The following is a 14,775-nucleotide window of genomic DNA, read 5'->3' as shown; positions in this document are numbered from 1 at the left end:
CGGTCGGTCAGCCGGTCAGCGGCTCGGCGGTCCCGTACTCCAGGATCTCCGCGAGCCGCGCGCCCGCCGCTTGCAGCCGCTCCCGGGCCTGCCGCCGCCACGCCGGCCCGCACCGCGACTCGGGACCGGCCACGGTCAGCGCACACACCACCTCGCCGGTCGCGGTCACCGGCACGGCGACGGCGACCGCGCCCTCGTTGAGTTCACCCTGCGAGATGAGGAAGCCGCTGGTGCGGATGCGTTCCATCTCCCGGGCCAGCCGGGCGCGGTCGGGCGTACGGTCCGTGATCGTACGCATCGGCCGGCCGAGCACACGGTCGATCACCGGGGGCGGCGCGTGGGCCAGCAGGATGCGCTGCCCCGCCCCCGCGTACAGCGGCAGCAACTGGTTGATCCGGAACGCCATGCGGATCGCGTGCGGCGACTGGGTCTGGCGCAGACACATCGCCTGCGACCCGACCCGCACGGTCAGCACGGCCGTCTCACCGGTGGCGTCCGTCAGTTCCTGGAGCAACGGATGCCCGAGCTCCACGAGGCGGGTGTGCGTCAGATGCTGACCCGACAGCTCCAGGAGCCGCCACCCGGGAACGTAGGTCCCCGAACTCTCCTCGACCAGGTCCAACTCCCGCAAAGTCCGCAGATACCGGTACACCGTGCTCACCGGGATCCCCGCGTCGGCCGCGATCTGCTCGACGCGGGTCTCGCCGGACTCGGCGACGCTGATGAGCACCTTCAGCCCACGCTGGAACGAGACACCCGCACCGGACGCCGCGGGGCGCGCGGCCGGCGGCGTCTCGGCGGAATCGTGCGGGACAACCCTGGACATCGTCTTCTCTTCTCGGACCGGTTCTTCTCAGACCGGCTTTTCTCGGGCCGGTCTTTCTCTGACCGGTTCTTCTCGGGCCCGTTCTTCTCGGGCCGGTTCCTCTCGGGCCGGCGCGCTGAGCACCGGCGTGGCCTGTCGACGGCGCCGCCAGAGTAGATCAGCGGACCGGTTCGCAGGAGACGTGTCCGGTGCGAGAGACGCCCCCCACGCGCCGCACGTCGGATGTGACGCCCGGCCGAACCCAGGCCGCGCCGCCGCAGGAGTGCCGATGGCCCCGTGGACGCGGGACCTTTGGCGCTGGGGCGACCCGGGAGTCGCTGTCTACGCTCGGATGATGTGACCCAATTCCTCCCCAATGCGTCCCACGACGCCACCGTCGCCGCTGCCCCCGCGCTCGCGCCACCGCTCGCCACGGATCCCGAGCGCGTCGGCCCCTATCGGGTGGTGGGCCGGCTCGGCGCGGGCGGGATGGGTGTCGTGTACGCCGGCGTCGACGCGGCGGGGGAGCGGGCCGCCGTGAAGGTGGTGCGCGCCGAGATCGCCGACGACCCCGGGTTCCGGGCCCGCTTCCGCCGCGAGGCGGACGTGCTGGCGCGGGTGCACGGTGCCGGCCTGGTGCCGCTGCTCGCCGCGGACCCGGACGCCGAGCGGCCCTGGCTGGCGACCGCGTACGTCCCAGGCCCCACCCTCCAGCAGTACCTCGACGCCTACGGGCCGCCGCCGGAGAACCTGCTGCGTGCGCTGGCCGTGGGCACGGCCGCCGCGCTGGAAGCGGTGCACGCCGCCCGTGTCGTGCACCGCGACCTCAAGCCCGGGAACGTCATCCTCGGCCCCGAAGGACCGCGCGTCCTCGACTTCGGCATCGCGCACGTACTGGACGCCACCGCTGTCACCCGCACCGGCAGCTGGGTCGGATCCTGTGGCTGGGTCAGCCCCGAACAGTACGAAGGGCGCACGGCGGGACCCGCCGCCGACGTCTTCGCCTGGGGTGCCCTGCTGGCCTACGCGGCCACCGGCACCCATCCGTTCGGCACCGGCGCCCCCGACGCGGTGGCCTTCCGTGTCATGCGCGAGGAGCCCGATCTCAGCGCGCTCCCCGAGCCTCTGCGTCCGCCGGTGCACGCGGCCCTGCGCAAGGACCCCGCGGACCGGCCGACCGCAGCCGAACTGGGCGCCCGCCTCGAACAGTTGGCGCCCTGCGACGTGACCGAGGTCCTGCCGACCGCGGCGAGCGTCGCGGCCTTCACCCCTCAGTGGCCCGACGCCGCCGGGCCCCGCCCCCCGAAGCGGCGCCGCCGTGCCGTGCTCGCGGCGGCCGCGGCCGGAGCGGTCCTCACCGTGGGCGCGACCGCGGGCTATCTGGGCGTGAGCGCCGGATCGGACGGCCCCACGGCCAAGGGCGCGGCGACGGAACACACGACGGCGGCGGAGACCACCGCGGCCAAAGAGGACACCGCGGCGAAGGAGAACACCGGGGACAAGGAGGACGTCGCACGGCAGGCCGACACACCCACCAGCGCGGCGGCCGCGGCCGAGGGGCACGTGCCCGACCTGACGTTCAGTGTGCCGTCCGGCTGGCACCTCAGCGACGAGGTGAGCGGCAACAAGGCGCGCCTGCTGCCGGACGGCACCGACGGTGAGGCCGACCCCACCAAGGGCCTGTGGGTCCGCTACCTCCCCGGCAACAACGGTGCGATGCAGGACGGTTGGGGCCCCGACGCGCAGGACGAGATGCGCGCGAAGTTCCAGGGCATGTACGACGGCGAGCCCACCACGACCGAGGTCGCGGGCCGCACGGCCAACCACTACACCTCCGCCGACGTCGAGATCTGGGAGGTCCCGGGGGAGAAGTACGCCTTCTACGCGGTCGGGCTCTCCGCCGCGCAGCACCACGCGGTCCAGCAGGTCCTGGACTCGGTCGAGTACAACGCCGATCCCGCCACGGAGACGGAGAAGGCGCTTCTGGACAAGCTCACCGCCGTGCACGAACAGACGCAGGAGGTGCTCCGCCAGGACACCTCCGGCAATGTCCAGACGCTGGGGATCCTCGTCGACGAGTGCAAGTCCGCCGCCCGCCCCGATTCCGGTGGAGGCACGCTGACCGACCGCGAGTCGCAGCTCGCCGACGAGGTGTGGTTCTACTGCACGGACGTCAACGCCTGGCAGTTCGGGGACCAGGAGGACGGCGGGAACACGGCCCAGGGCCTCGCCGACACGTACGCGGACATCATGGCGCGCTACGCGGACTGACTGAGCGAGTGCGGCTGTGACTCGGGCTCCACGCTCCGATCCGCCGTACCCGTCCCGCCGCGGGCGATGCCGATGCCGGTGTAGCCGCAGATCACCGCGAACACCGCGCCCAGGTAGCAGAGGAAGGCGTAGGGGGCGTACGAGATCGTCGCGACGCCCAGTGTCGTCGACATGTACATCGCGGCCTCGCTCCAGGGGATCAACGGCACCATCACCGTGCCGGAGTCCTCAAGCGTGCGGGAGAGGTTCTTGGGGGCGAGGCCCTTGTCGGCGTAGACCTGCTTGAAGCCCTCGCCGGGGATGAGGACCGTCAGGTACGAGGTGCCGGTGGCCAGTGCCACGCCGATCGACGAACCCACCGTCGCGAGGACGATGCCGCCGGTGCGGCGGACGCGGTGCAGCAGGCGCGCGATGAGGACGTCCATGAAGCCGGCCTCGGTGATGATGCCCGCGAACGCGAAGCCCGCGAGGCCGATGAGGACGACGCTCGTCATGGAGGAGAGTCCGCCGCGGTCGAGGAGCGTCCGGGCCGCGTCCGGGACGGCCTGCGCGTCCCAGCCGTGCGCGGCGAGCATGTCGGAGCTGAAGCCCTCGGACGCGGCGGCGCTCAGGTCGGACAGCGAGAAGCCCTGCACCACACCGCCCAGGACCGCGGCCACCACCGACGACAGGATGATCGTCGGCAGCGGCGGCTTGCGCATCACCGCCCCCACCAGGACAACGAGGGGCGGCAGCAGGAGCAGCGGGCTGAAGGTGAACGCCTTGCCCAGGAAGCCGAGAAGCTCCTCCGTCTGCTTGCCCGCGCCCTGCGACGCACCCGTGTGCATGGTCAGGCCGAGGAAGAAGTAGGCGATCAGCGACACGACCGCGGCCGGCACCGTGGTGTACAGCAGGTGGCGGATGTGCTCGAAGAGGTTGGCGCCCGCGACGACCGGCGCGAGGTTGGTTGTGTCCGACAGCGGTGACATCTTGTCGCCGAAGTAGGCGCCCGCGACGATCGCCCCGGCCGTCATGGGCAGCGAGGCACCAAGACCCCCGGCCACGCTGATGAGCGCGACACCGACCGTGCCGACCGAGCCCCACGACGTTCCGGTGAGCGTGGAGACGACCATGGTGATCAGGAACGACACCGGGAGGATCCAGTGGGGTTCGATCACCTGGAGCCCGAAGTCCACCACCATGGGGATCGTTCCGCTGATCATCCAGGTGCCGGTGAGCATGCCGATCGAGATCAGGATCAGGAGCGCGGGCATGGTCGAGTCGATCTTGCGGCGGATGCCGGTGAGCATCTGCTCCCAGGTCAGGCCGAACCACAGCGCGTACACCCCGGCGAAGCTCGAGGCGACGATGAGCAGGATCACGGGATCGAGGCCGAGCCACACCGTGCCGACCACCAGCAGCGCGATCATCACGGCGATCGGGGTGAGGGCCTGGAGGAAGGTGGGTGTCCGGCGCGGCGCCGCGACCGGAGCGGTTTCGGGCATGGTTCGCTCTTTCCGGGGTGGTTGCGGGCAGGCCGGGCCGGGCCGCGGGCCGAGCCCGGCGGCCGGAGTCCTGCTCCGATGTCTGGGGGTTGTGGGGAATCGCGCGCGGAACGTCTACGGGGTGGGTTCCGGCGGCGCGCCGTGTCGGGTCAATGGGGCGGTGTCGCGTAGTAGTTGGGCCACCCGGTTCGTGGGCAGCGCGGGTGCGTGATGGCCTCGGATGCCGGTCACCGCCCGGGCGGCGAACAGGGAGCCGAGGACGGCTTCCTCCGTCGCCTCCGCGACGGCCCGGAACATCAGGTCCATCAGGGGTCCGTCCTCGGCCAGGGTCGAGGACGTGCGGATGGGCCCGGACGGTACGTGGGGTGTGCGGTGCGTCGTGGACCAGGCCAGGGCGTACTCGCCGCTGCCGTGTTGGACGATGCCGCCGGTGCGGGCCAGACCGACCGAGGCGCGCTTGGCGATGCGCCGCAGCTGGCGGGCGTCCGCCGGGGCGTCCGTGGCGACGAGGACGACACAGGAACCGGCGCCACGGGCGAACTCGGCCTGCTCGGCCGCCTGGTGAGGTGTGATCAGGCGGCCGACCGGGGCGCCGAGCACGGTCAGGTCCGCCGCCTGACCGAAGTTGGCGAGGACGAGGACGCCCACGGTGAAGCGGCCGCCGTCGCCGCTGTCGACGAGCCGGGAACTGGAACCGATGCCGGCCTTCCAGCCGAAGGACACCATGCCGGTGCCCGCCCCCACGGCCCCTTCCTCCACGGGTTCGTCGGACGCCGAGGCCAGCGCGTCGAGGACATGGCCCGGGCGCACGAGGAGTCCGCGGATGTCGTTGAGCCAGCCGTCGTTGCACTCCAGGACCACCGGGTTGACGGTGCCCGTGGAGACGCCGATCTCCGGGTGGTCGAGCAGCGCGTGCCGGGCCAGGCCCTCGAAGGCGGCCCCGACGCCGAGCGTGTTCGTCAGCGCCAACGGTGTTTCCAGGACGCCGAGTTCGGTGACCTGGCTGAGGCCCGCGGCCTTGCCGAAGCCGTTGACGACCTCAAGGCCGGCCGCCGGTTTGTCGCGGAACACGGAGCCGGGGGCGGGGACGACGACGGTCACACCCGTCCGCGCCGGCTGCGCCTCGTCGTCGTGGTGAAGGGTGAGGTGTCCCACGCGGACACCTCGTACATCGGTCAGGGAGTTGGCGGGGCCGGGCGGCAGTGTGCCGGGGGCGATCCCCAGGGCGCGCGGGCGGGGCCGAGGTGTCACGTCGCCTCCGCCCGTCCGGCGCGGCGCGCGGGCGTGGGCCCCTCGCCGCGGTCCGGCTGCCGCGGGTCCGATTGCGGGGAGCTCGATTGCAGGGAGTGCAGCAACTCGGTCTCCACCAGGGCGAGATGAGCCTCCATCAGGCTCGCGGCGAGATCCGCGTCGCCGTCCGCCACCGCCTCGGCCATCGCCTCGTGGTCGCTCAGGGACGCCTCCGTGTGGGCGGGCCGCGACACCAGTCCGCTGCGCAGCACGATCACCTGCTGCTGCACCAGCCACACCTGTTCGGCGATACGGGGGCTGTGCGCGGCCTCCATCAGCGAGCGGTGGAACTCGAGGTCCAGGTTGTACGGCAGCTTGCGTCCCGTCTCGCGCGCCGTGCGGGAACGCACGCACACCTTGCGCAGGCGGGCCACCTCCTTGGGCTGCCTGCGGAGCGCGGCCAGGCGCGCCGCCCGACACTCGAGCGCCGAGCGCAGCTCGAACAGGGCGGCCACGTCCTCGGGGCCCGCTGTCAGGACGGCCGCGCCCTTGTTGGGGACGTGGACGAGCAGCCCGTCGCTCACCAGCTGGCCGATGGCCTCGCGCAGCGGGCTGCGGCTGATGCCCAGATCGCGGGCGATCTCCACCTCGTTCAGGCGGGAGCCGAGCGGCAGCACACCGGTGAGGATCTGCTCGCGCAGCATCTCGACGACCTGTCCCGCCAGACGACGGTGGACCAGTCCGGTCACGGGAACCTCCGAAGGACAAAGAGCCGGTGCGCCGCGCACACGGCGGCGACGGCAGCGATGCTGATCTGCCGAAAGACGCTGCCGAAGTGTCGACAGACCACAGTTGAAAGTGTGGACAGACGACAGTGGACAGGCGCTCCGAACTCCGTGTCAAGGCTTCCCGGCGGCAGTCTTTCATCGCGGACAACTGTCGACACTTGCCGCTGGAACTGATAACTGTCGACACTTGAAAAGCCGTGGCGTCCCCCGCCAGGGCCCAGCAGCACCGACCGTCGAAGGACACACATGACCGCCGCAGCGCCCAGCAAGTCCACGCCCGTGTCATCGGTTTCGCGTCCGGAGTGGCCCGTGCTCGCGGAGGTGTGGCGCGGTGACTTCCTCGAGTCGGTGCACCACGGATCGGTCGTGGTGCTCGCCGCGGACGGCGCCCCCGTGCTGGCGGCAGGACCCGTCGACAGCCCCATGTACCCGCGGTCGTCCAACAAGCCGCTCCAGGCCGTCGGCATGCTCCGCGCGGGCCTCGACCTCGACGGCGAACTCCTCGCCCTCGCCTGTGCCAGCCACTCCGGCGAGGCCCACCACCTCGACGGGGTGCGCCGGATCCTCGCGGGAGCCGGGCTGGCCGAGGACGCCCTGCGGTGCACCGCGGCCCTGCCCATCGGCGCCGAGGCGCAGCCCGCCCACCTCGCCGCCGGTCTCGGCCCCACCCGCATCACGATGAACTGCTCGGGCAAGCACGCGGCGATGCTCGCCACCTGTGTCGCGGCGGGATGGCCCGTTGACGGCTACCTCGACCCCGGCCACCCCCTGCAACTCGCCCTGCGCGACGCCCTGGAGGACCTCGCGGGCGAGAAGTCGACGGCCGTCGGCATCGACGGCTGCGGCGCCCCGCTGTTCGCCCTCACCCTCACCGGCCTGGCACGCGCCTTCGCGAGGATCGCGACCGCGGCCGATGGCACCCACGAGCGGCGGGTGGCGACGGCGATGAACACCCACCCCGAGTACGTCGGCGGAACCGGCCGCGACGTCACCACCCTCATGCAGGCGCTTCCCGGCGTCGTGGCCAAGGACGGGGCCGAGGGTGTCTACACCCTCGCCCGCCCGGACGGCTCCGCCGTCGCCCTCAAGATCGCCGACGGTGCGCAGCGGCCCCGCCCCGTGGTGATGACCGCCGCGCTGCGCCACCTCGGGGTCGACGTCGACTCCGACCCGCGACTGGCGGCACTGACCGAGGCGCCCGTCCTCGGGCACGGTGAACCCGTCGGTGCGGTGCGCCCGTCGGCGGTGCTCGACACCGTTCCGCGCCAGGTGTGAACCGCCTGGCCAGGTGCCCCGTAGAGCCTGGTGTGCGCGGATCGCCGTGCGCGGAGCGGTGATCCGGAGACGAGAGAAGGGGGCCCATGTCGCGTATTCACATCCCGGTGGACGATCTCGCCGACACCATGGACGCGCTGGGGGACATCCGCGAACGGATCGCCAGGACCGCGAAGTTGAGCAACGTCGGTTCGGACGACGACGTGGGCGACTCCGGCCTGACCGGGGCCGTCAACGGCTTCGACGCGGCATGGAAGGCCGGACACGAACGGGTCCAGGACAACGTGGACACGTTCAAGGAGGCCGCGCAGGGCATCGTCGACAACTTCACCGACACCGACAACAAGGGTACGAAGGCACTGGATGACACCGCTTGAGACGCAGGAAGGGGGCGGGCGGCCGGGGCTGCTGCCCGTCGGCGAGCGGCCGCAGGGCGCTCCCGCGCGCTACACGCTGAAGTACCCGTCCAGTTGGACACATCTCGACCTCGACCCGAACATCCGCGATGTGGCGATCCGGCGCCGCATCGAGGAGCAGGCGAAGGGCATCGAGGTCGACCGCGAGCAGGTGGACAGCCTGATCCGCGACACCCGCAGGAGCGCCCGCGAGGCCTACGCCCAGGGCGCCCTGCAGGTCGGCTACATGCTCGGGTTCCTCCGCGACGGCAGCACGCTGAACGCCACGGCGATGGTGCTGCGGGCCCGGATCCCCGACGGCGAGGCCACCGAGCTGACGCAGATGATGCTCGCCGCGGGCATGCGCAACAGCCGGACCTCGGTCGGCCGGCACTCCGAGCTGAACCGGGTCGAGATCATGGAGCTGCCCGAGGTGGGCAGCGTGGGGCGGATGACCTCGATCGAGGACTTCGACTACTTCGGGCGGGCCACGGTCCGTACCGCCGTGCACCAGGTCGTCATCCCCGTGCCGTCGAGCCGGGACCTGATGATCCTCGCCGGTACGACGCCCAACATCAGCCTGGCGGCGAAGTTCTTCGAGGTCTTCGACGCCATCGCCGAGACCTTCCGGTTCCATGACTCGCAGGGCCCCGAAGCCGCCGACGCCGACGCCGGAATCGACACGGACACCGATGCCGGCACCGAGAACGGGAAGTGAGGTCCGACATGACACGGCCGCCCCTGGCCGACTGGGAGACGGTGTTCGGCTTCTCGGAGGACCCGACACCCGGCGACCCCGAGACCCTCGAGAAGCTCGCCGCCGAGTACCGGTCCGTCTCCCACGACGCCCAGTCCGCCCACTCCGTCGTCGCCCGCCTGGACTCAGACGAGCTCGGTGAGGGCAGGTCCATGGAGAAGCTGCGGACCCAACTGGGCGAACTGCCCAAGCAGGTGGGCAAACTCCAGTCGTCCTACGAGGCGGCCGCCGACGCGATCGCCCAGTACGCCGTGCGGCTCAAGGAGTCCCAGCACCAGGCGGACCGGGCCCTGGACAAGGGCCGCGACGCGAAGGAGCGACTCGACTCGGCCACCGACGTGGCGGCCGCGGCGAGCGCCCACGTCAAGCACCTCGACGGCGCGGAGCCCCCGCCGCCCGACGACCAGGAGGCCCGCGGCAGCGCCCTGCGCGCGCTGGCCGACGCGCGGGAGGCGGAGGGCGAGGCCGCCCGGTCCGTCGAGTCGGCGGAGGCGGACCTGGAGGCCGCCCGGATGCTGGCCGTCGACGCGCGGGAGCTGCGCACGTCCGACGCGGGCGTCGCCAAGCGGGCGTTGGAGGACGCCGAGGGCGAGGCGGTCGAGGGCAAGAGCTTCTGGGACCGGATCGGCGACCTCCTGAACACGATCTTCTCCGTCATCGGGACCGTCCTCGGCGTCATCGCCATGTTCATCAGCGGCCCGGTCGGTATCGCGCTGGCCATCGGCTCGGTCGTCTTCGGGGCGGCCTCGCTGGGCATGACGATCGGGAAGGGGTTCGACACGGGGAAATGGGACATCCCGAGCCTCGTCCTCGGCGCGGTCGGGCTCGCCGCGGGCGGGTTCTCCGTCCTGAGCGGGTTCAAGGGTGTCGGCGGCGTCGCGAAGGTCGGCCTGGGGGACTGGATCAAGAACCTCTTCACGTGGAAGCCGACCCAGGTCTTCATCAACGCCCCGCAGATCGAGCTGGACTTCCTCGCGGGAGCGGCCAGGGTCGTCGGCACCGCGACCAGGCCGGCCGCCCCCGCGCCCGCTCTGTCGGTCCTCGAAGGCATCCTGGACGGCCTCGGTCTCACCACCGGGATCGCCGGACTCATCTACGGGCCGCTCGGCCTCGCGGGGAAGGTGCCGGGCGGAACCGTGGAGGCGTGAGGGCCGAGACGTTACTTGTCCGTCAGGCGGATGGCCGCGGCCGGGCAGACGGCGGCCGACTCCCTGACGTCCTCGTGGTGTGCGGCGTCGGGGGTGTCGGTGAGCAGTTCGACGATGCCGTCGTCGTCCTGGTCGAAGACGTCGGGGGCGAGCATGACGCACTGGCCGGAGGCGACGCATTTGGGCTGGTCCACGGTGACGTGCACGGCAGTTCTCGTTTCTCTGGGTGGGGAGCGTACGCAGGCGGGTGGGGAGTTACCAGGTGACCGGGAGTTCGTAGACCCCGTACACCAAGCCGTCGTGCTTGAACTCCAGTTGGTCGATCCCGGTGGCCAGGGCGAGGTCGGGGAGGCGCCGGTAGAGGGTGCTGTAGACGACCTGGAGTTCGACGCGGGCCAGCGGCTGGCCGAGGCACTGGTGCACGCCGTAGCCGAAGGCGACGTGACGGCGGGCGTCGCGGGTGATGTCGAGCTCGTCCGGGTCTCCGGCGAAGGCCCGCGGGTCACGGTTGGCGACCTCGTTGGCGAGGATGATGCCCTCGCCCGCGCGGATGACCTGGCCGTCGATCTCGATGTCGTCCAACGCCACACGGCGGCGCCCGGAGTGGGTGATGTTGAGGTAGCGCAGCAGTTCCTCGACCGCCGACGAGACCGCCTTGGGGTCGTCCGTCCCGCGCAGCGCGGCCAGTTGATCGGGGTGCTCCAGCAGGGCGAGGGTGCCCAGGGCGATCATGTTGGCGGTGGTCTCGTGACCTGCGGCGAGCAGCAGGACGCCCATGTGCGCGGCCTCGCGCCGTGTCATCTCCCCGGTGGCCACCCGCTTGGTGGCGAGTTCGGAGAGCAGGTCGTCCTCGGGCCGGGACTGCTTGTGCGCGAGCAGTTCCTCCAGGTAGTCCGCGAGGGCCGTGGTGGCGGCGACGGTGTCCTCGGGTGCGGCGTCGCGCTTGACGATGACCTTGGTGTGACGCTGGAACAGGTCGTGGTCCTCGTAGGGCACGCCGAGCAGTTCGCAGATGACGAGGCTGGGGACCGGCAGGGCGAACGCCTGGACAAGGTCGACCGGTTTCGGTCCGGCGAGCATCTCGTCGATCAGACCGTCGACGATCCTCTGGACCGAGGGGCGCAGCGCCTCCACCTTCTTGATGGCGAAGGGCGCGGTCACCATGCGCCGGATCCGCGCGTGCTCGGGGTCGTCCATGTTGAGGAACGTGCGGCGGGCCCGGGAGCCGGCCATATGGCCGGCCGAACGGTGGGGATATCCGGCCCCGTTGACGTCGGCGCTCACGCGCGGGTCACCGAGCAGGGCGCGCAACTGGTCGTAGCGGGTGACCAGCCACGGGCTGCTGCCGTCCCAGATCCGCACCCGGGACAGCGACGGCTCCGACTGGAGGGCGTGCAGGGCCGGGGGCGGGTCGAAGGGGCAGCCGCTCGCACGCGGGCTCGGGTGGCGGAGAAGGCCGACCGCCGTGTCGGTGGGTGTCTCGGTCATGGAGATGCCTCCGTGGGGGAGAGGGAGTGCGTCCCACATGCCTAATACACTTAGGTGCCTAGGGCAACGATGTGATCGAGTTCGTTCCGTCGAAACGTCGCTATCCAGCCGACTCTCACCAACAGCGTTTTGCCAGTACGGACTTCACGCCCGGAGGGCCCCGGACGGACCCGGAGGGCCCAGCAAGCAAGCGGATCGGCGGCGCGTCGAGGGAACGCTTCCCGTCGACGCCACCGCCGTCCGCCTGGCTCTCCGCTTACGCGACGGTGCGGATGAGCTTCTTGTTGACGAACTCCTCGATACCCGGGCGGCCCAACTCGCGGCCGAAACCGGAGCGCTTGACGCCACCGAAGGAGAGCTCGGCGCCCTCGGCGCCGACGCCGTTGATGAACACCATGCCGGCCTCGATCCGGTCCGCGACCCGCTGGGCCTGCTCGGCGTCGGTGGTGAACACGTACGAACCGAGGCCGTACGGCGTGTCGTTGGCGATCCGCAGGGCGTCGTCCTCGTCGGCGGCCTTGAAGACCATGGCGACGGGGCCGAACAGCTCCTGGCGGGCCGTGGCGTGCTCGGTGGTCAGGCCGGTGAGGACACCGGCCGGGTAGTGGGCGCCGTCGCGCTTGCCCTCGGAGTGCAGCGTGGCGCCCTCGGCGACGGCCGCCGCAACCTGACGCTCCAGAGTGTCGGCCGCGGCCACGGAGGACAGCGGGGCGCCGGACTGGCGCGCGAGGAGCTGGGCGGCGAACTTCTCCACGAACGCGTCGTACAGGTCGGAGACGACGACGAAGCGCTTCGCGGCGTTGCAGGCCTGGCCGGTGTTGTCGAGGCGGGCGGCGACCGCGGACTCCACGACCGCGTCGAGGTCGTCGGCGGACAGCACGACGAACGGGTCGGAGCCGCCCAGTTCGAGGACGACCTTCTTCAGGTTCCGACCGGCGATCTCGGCGACCGCCGCGCCCGCGCGCTCCGAACCGGTCAGCGAGACACCCTGGACGCGCGGGTCCGCGATGACGTCCGCGATCTGCTCGTTGGTGGCGTACACGTTGACGTACGCGCCTGCGGGGAAGCCCGCCTCACGGCACAGCTTCTCCAGGAGCGCCGCCGTGGCGGGACACTGCGGGGCGTGCTTGAGCACGATGGTGTTGCCGATGGCGAGGTTCGGGGCGGCGAATCGGGCGACCTGGTAGGCGGGGAAGTTCCACGGCATGATGCCGAGGAGGACGCCCACCGGGCTGCGGCGGACGACCGCGCGACCGGGGCCGGACGTGACGTTCACCGCCTCGTCGGCGAGGTACTCCTCGGCGTGGTCGGCGTAGTAGTGGTAGATGTCCACGCAGAAGTCGACCTCGCCCTCCGCCTCATCGCGCGGCTTGCCCATCTCCCGCACGATGCTGTCCGCGAGCTCGGTACGGTGCTCGGCGTGCAGGTCACCGAGGCGGCGCAGGAGCGCGGCGCGGTCGGCCACGGTGCTGGTGCGCCCCCACGCGGTGGCCTGGTGCGCGGCGTCGACGGCCGCGGCCACCTCGGCGTCGGTGGCGGTGGAGTAGGTCTCGACGATCTCGCCGGTGGCCGGGTCGGTGACTGCGTACATCGAATCTCCAGAAGAGTGCGAGGGAAAAGGAACCAGGTCGGCGTGCGGTCCTCACGTGCCGCGGCGCCGCCTGGGAAGAACCCTACGACCCCGGGACCGGCCACCCACACGCCCACCACGGCCGCCGCCGCGCCGCCGGGAGGGACCACGGATCATGAACCTGTAATTTGCGGTCCACGGCGCGCCGTCCGACGCCATGACGCCCGATGCCATGACGCCCGTCGTCGCGACGCCGCCCGCCGGACCGCACTCGTCACGCATGGTTGGAGCCCCGATGAAACACCGTCTGCCGCAGATCTCCGAGCTGCGCCCCCTGCTGAAGTTCGACGGCTTCAACCCCGACAGGCGCGCCGCCCGCCTCGGGAAGGCCGCCGACGTATGGGACCTGCGCGCGATAGCCAGGCGGCGCACACCACGCCCGGCGTTCGACTACGTGGACGGCGCCGCCCAGCGCGAGTTGACGGTGCGTCGGGCGCGCAGGGCGTTCGACGACGTCGTGCTCCTGCCGCGCATCCTGCACGGGACCGAGAAGGTGGACCTGAGCACCGAGGTCGCGGGCGCGTCCTCCGAGCTGCCGTTCGGGATCGCGCCCACCGGGTTCACCCGCTTCATGCACGCCGAGGGCGAGGACGCCGGAGCCACCGCCGCGGCCACGGCGGGCATCCCGTTCTCCCTGTCCACCATGGGCACCCGCTCGCTCGAACACGTCGCCGCCGCGGCACCGGACGGGCGCCGCTGGTTCCAGCTGTACCTCTGGAAGGACCGGCAGAAGTCGCTCGACCTCCTCCAGCGGGCCACCGCGAGCGGCTTCGACACACTCCTGGTCACCGTGGACACCCCCGTCGCGGGGCAGCGGCTGCGCGACACCCGCAACGGGATGGTGATCCCGCCGAGGCTCACGCTCAAGACCGTGCTCGACGCCTCGTACCGGCCCGAATGGTGGTTCAACTTCCTCACCACCGACCCGCTCAGCTTCGCGTCCCTGTCGGGCACCAGCCAGGACCTGCCGACGCTCATCAACTCGATGTTCGACCCGACCCTGTCCATCGAGGACCTGGAGTGGATCCGCTCCCAGTGGCCGGGAAAGCTGTTCGTCAAGGGTGTCCTGACGGCCGAGGACACGCGCCGCTCGCTCGACGCCGGGGCCGACGGCCTCGTCGTGTCCAACCACGGCGGACGCCAACTCGACCGCGCACCCGTCTCGTTGCACGCCCTGCCCGAGGTACGGGCCGAGGCCGGCGACGACGTGGAGATCATCCTCGACTCCGGCATCATGTCCGGCGCCGACATCGTCGCCGCACTGTGCGCCGGGGCCGACTTCACCCTCATCGGGCGCGCCTACCTGTACGGGCTGATGGCCGGCGGCCGCGAGGGTGTCACGCGGGCCATCGAACTGCTCGCCAGGGAGATCGAGGTGACCATGCAGCTGATCGGGGCGGCGACGATCGCGGACCTCGGACCGCATCTTCTGCGCACGCGGCACACGGGCTGACGCGGATACCCGCGGACGGTGGCCGGACCGCGGCCGGTCACCGTCCGCGGG

The 14,775-nt window shown here is 71.5% G+C and carries 13 protein-coding genes; 6 read left to right on the top strand and 7 right to left on the bottom strand.

The features are described from left to right. Window positions 1–7: 7 nt before the first annotated feature. A complete protein-coding gene (locus ACP4E5_RS06765) occupies window positions 8–826 on the bottom strand; it encodes an IclR family transcriptional regulator (protein WP_425825888.1) in 819 nt (272 codons plus the stop codon). Between the two features lie 336 nt (window positions 827–1,162). Here ACP4E5_RS06765 and ACP4E5_RS06760 point away from each other — a divergent pair, with 336 nt between their 5' ends. Beyond that, window positions 1,163–3,076: a serine/threonine-protein kinase gene (locus tag ACP4E5_RS06760; protein ID WP_425825886.1), complete on the top strand. Its 1,914-nt coding sequence runs from the start codon at window positions 1,163–1,165 to the stop codon at window positions 3,074–3,076. Here the strand turns inward: ACP4E5_RS06760 and nhaC are convergent. The 3 genes from nhaC to ACP4E5_RS06745 all read right to left on the bottom strand — a co-directional run bounded on the left by nhaC (window position 3,064) and on the right by ACP4E5_RS06745 (window position 6,539). Continuing rightward, on the bottom strand, window positions 3,064–4,560 hold the full coding sequence (nhaC, locus tag ACP4E5_RS06755) for a Na+/H+ antiporter NhaC (protein WP_425825884.1): 1,497 nt from the start codon (window positions 4,558–4,560) through the stop codon (window positions 3,064–3,066). The two genes, ACP4E5_RS06760 and nhaC, sit on opposite strands and share 13 nt — an antisense overlap. Before the next feature lie 114 nt (window positions 4,561–4,674). Continuing rightward, on the bottom strand, window positions 4,675–5,811 hold the full coding sequence (locus tag ACP4E5_RS06750) for a DmpA family aminopeptidase (protein ID WP_425825882.1): 1,137 nt from the start codon (window positions 5,809–5,811) through the stop codon (window positions 4,675–4,677). Further along, a complete protein-coding gene (locus ACP4E5_RS06745; protein ID WP_425825880.1) occupies window positions 5,808–6,539 on the bottom strand; it encodes a GntR family transcriptional regulator in 732 nt (243 codons plus the stop codon). The genes ACP4E5_RS06750 and ACP4E5_RS06745 overlap by 4 nt, the downstream gene beginning before the upstream one ends. 285 nt (window positions 6,540–6,824) lie before the next feature. Between ACP4E5_RS06745 and ACP4E5_RS06740 the strand changes: the two genes are divergently transcribed. From ACP4E5_RS06740 to ACP4E5_RS06725, 4 genes are all read left to right on the top strand, one after another. After that, window positions 6,825–7,853, top strand: a complete 1,029-nt coding sequence (locus ACP4E5_RS06740; protein WP_425825878.1) for an asparaginase — start codon at window positions 6,825–6,827, stop codon at window positions 7,851–7,853. A gap of 86 nt (window positions 7,854–7,939) precedes the next feature. Continuing rightward, window positions 7,940–8,230 carry a hypothetical protein gene (locus ACP4E5_RS06735; protein WP_425825876.1) on the top strand — a complete coding sequence of 97 codons (291 nt, stop codon included), beginning with the start codon at window positions 7,940–7,942 and terminating at the stop codon, window positions 8,228–8,230. Then, window positions 8,217–8,966 carry a hypothetical protein gene (locus ACP4E5_RS06730; protein WP_425825874.1) on the top strand — a complete coding sequence of 250 codons (750 nt, stop codon included), beginning with the start codon at window positions 8,217–8,219 and terminating at the stop codon, window positions 8,964–8,966. Before ACP4E5_RS06735 ends, ACP4E5_RS06730 begins: the two co-directional genes overlap by 14 nt. An 8-nt stretch (window positions 8,967–8,974) precedes the next feature. Next, a complete protein-coding gene (locus ACP4E5_RS06725; protein ID WP_425825872.1) occupies window positions 8,975–10,153 on the top strand; it encodes a putative T7SS-secreted protein in 1,179 nt (392 codons plus the stop codon). Window positions 10,154–10,164: 11 nt separating this feature from the next. Here ACP4E5_RS06725 and ACP4E5_RS06720 read toward each other — a convergent pair whose 3' ends face one another. The 3 genes from ACP4E5_RS06720 to ACP4E5_RS06710 form a co-directional block, all read right to left on the bottom strand. Beyond that, on the bottom strand, window positions 10,165–10,359 hold the full coding sequence (locus ACP4E5_RS06720) for a ferredoxin (RefSeq protein ID WP_425825870.1): 195 nt from the start codon (window positions 10,357–10,359) through the stop codon (window positions 10,165–10,167). A 49-nt stretch (window positions 10,360–10,408) separates the two neighbouring features. Continuing rightward, entirely contained in the window at window positions 10,409–11,641 is a 1,233-nt protein-coding gene (locus ACP4E5_RS06715; protein ID WP_425825868.1) for a cytochrome P450, read from the bottom strand. A gap of 256 nt (window positions 11,642–11,897) precedes the next feature. Then, on the bottom strand, window positions 11,898–13,232 hold the full coding sequence (locus ACP4E5_RS06710) for an NAD-dependent succinate-semialdehyde dehydrogenase (protein ID WP_425825866.1): 1,335 nt from the start codon (window positions 13,230–13,232) through the stop codon (window positions 11,898–11,900). Window positions 13,233–13,506: 274 nt separating this feature from the next. On the opposite strand from ACP4E5_RS06710, the gene ACP4E5_RS06705 reads away from it, so the two are divergent. Next, window positions 13,507–14,724: an alpha-hydroxy acid oxidase gene (locus ACP4E5_RS06705; protein WP_425825864.1), complete on the top strand. Its 1,218-nt coding sequence runs from the start codon at window positions 13,507–13,509 to the stop codon at window positions 14,722–14,724. Window positions 14,725–14,775 lie beyond the last annotated feature (51 nt).

Origin of the sequence: Streptomyces fractus, from assembly GCF_049844455.1 — a bacterium.
Taxonomy (GTDB): Bacteria; Actinomycetota; Actinomycetes; order Streptomycetales; family Streptomycetaceae; genus Streptomyces; species Streptomyces fractus.
This window is presented reverse-complemented; position numbering and strand designations above follow the sequence as displayed.

Bases quoted from the DNA above. Each gene is read 5' to 3' on its own strand.
- ACP4E5_RS06710 (WP_425825866.1), bottom strand. From the start codon at position 13,232: ATGTACGCAGTCACCGACCCGGCCACCGGCGAGATCGTCGAGACCTAC.
- ACP4E5_RS06730 (WP_425825874.1), top strand. From the start codon at position 8,217: ATGACACCGCTTGAGACGCAGGAAGGGGGCGGGCGGCCGGGGCTGCTG.
- ACP4E5_RS06725 (WP_425825872.1), top strand. From the start codon at position 8,975: ATGACACGGCCGCCCCTGGCCGACTGGGAGACGGTGTTCGGCTTCTCG.
- ACP4E5_RS06765 (WP_425825888.1), bottom strand. From the start codon at position 826: ATGTCCAGGGTTGTCCCGCACGATTCCGCCGAGACGCCGCCGGCCGCG.
- ACP4E5_RS06705 (WP_425825864.1), top strand. From the start codon at position 13,507: ATGAAACACCGTCTGCCGCAGATCTCCGAGCTGCGCCCCCTGCTGAAG.
- nhaC (WP_425825884.1), bottom strand. From the start codon at position 4,560: ATGCCCGAAACCGCTCCGGTCGCGGCGCCGCGCCGGACACCCACCTTC.
- ACP4E5_RS06715 (WP_425825868.1), bottom strand. From the start codon at position 11,641: ATGACCGAGACACCCACCGACACGGCGGTCGGCCTTCTCCGCCACCCG.
- ACP4E5_RS06740 (WP_425825878.1), top strand. From the start codon at position 6,825: ATGACCGCCGCAGCGCCCAGCAAGTCCACGCCCGTGTCATCGGTTTCG.
- ACP4E5_RS06735 (WP_425825876.1), top strand. From the start codon at position 7,940: ATGTCGCGTATTCACATCCCGGTGGACGATCTCGCCGACACCATGGAC.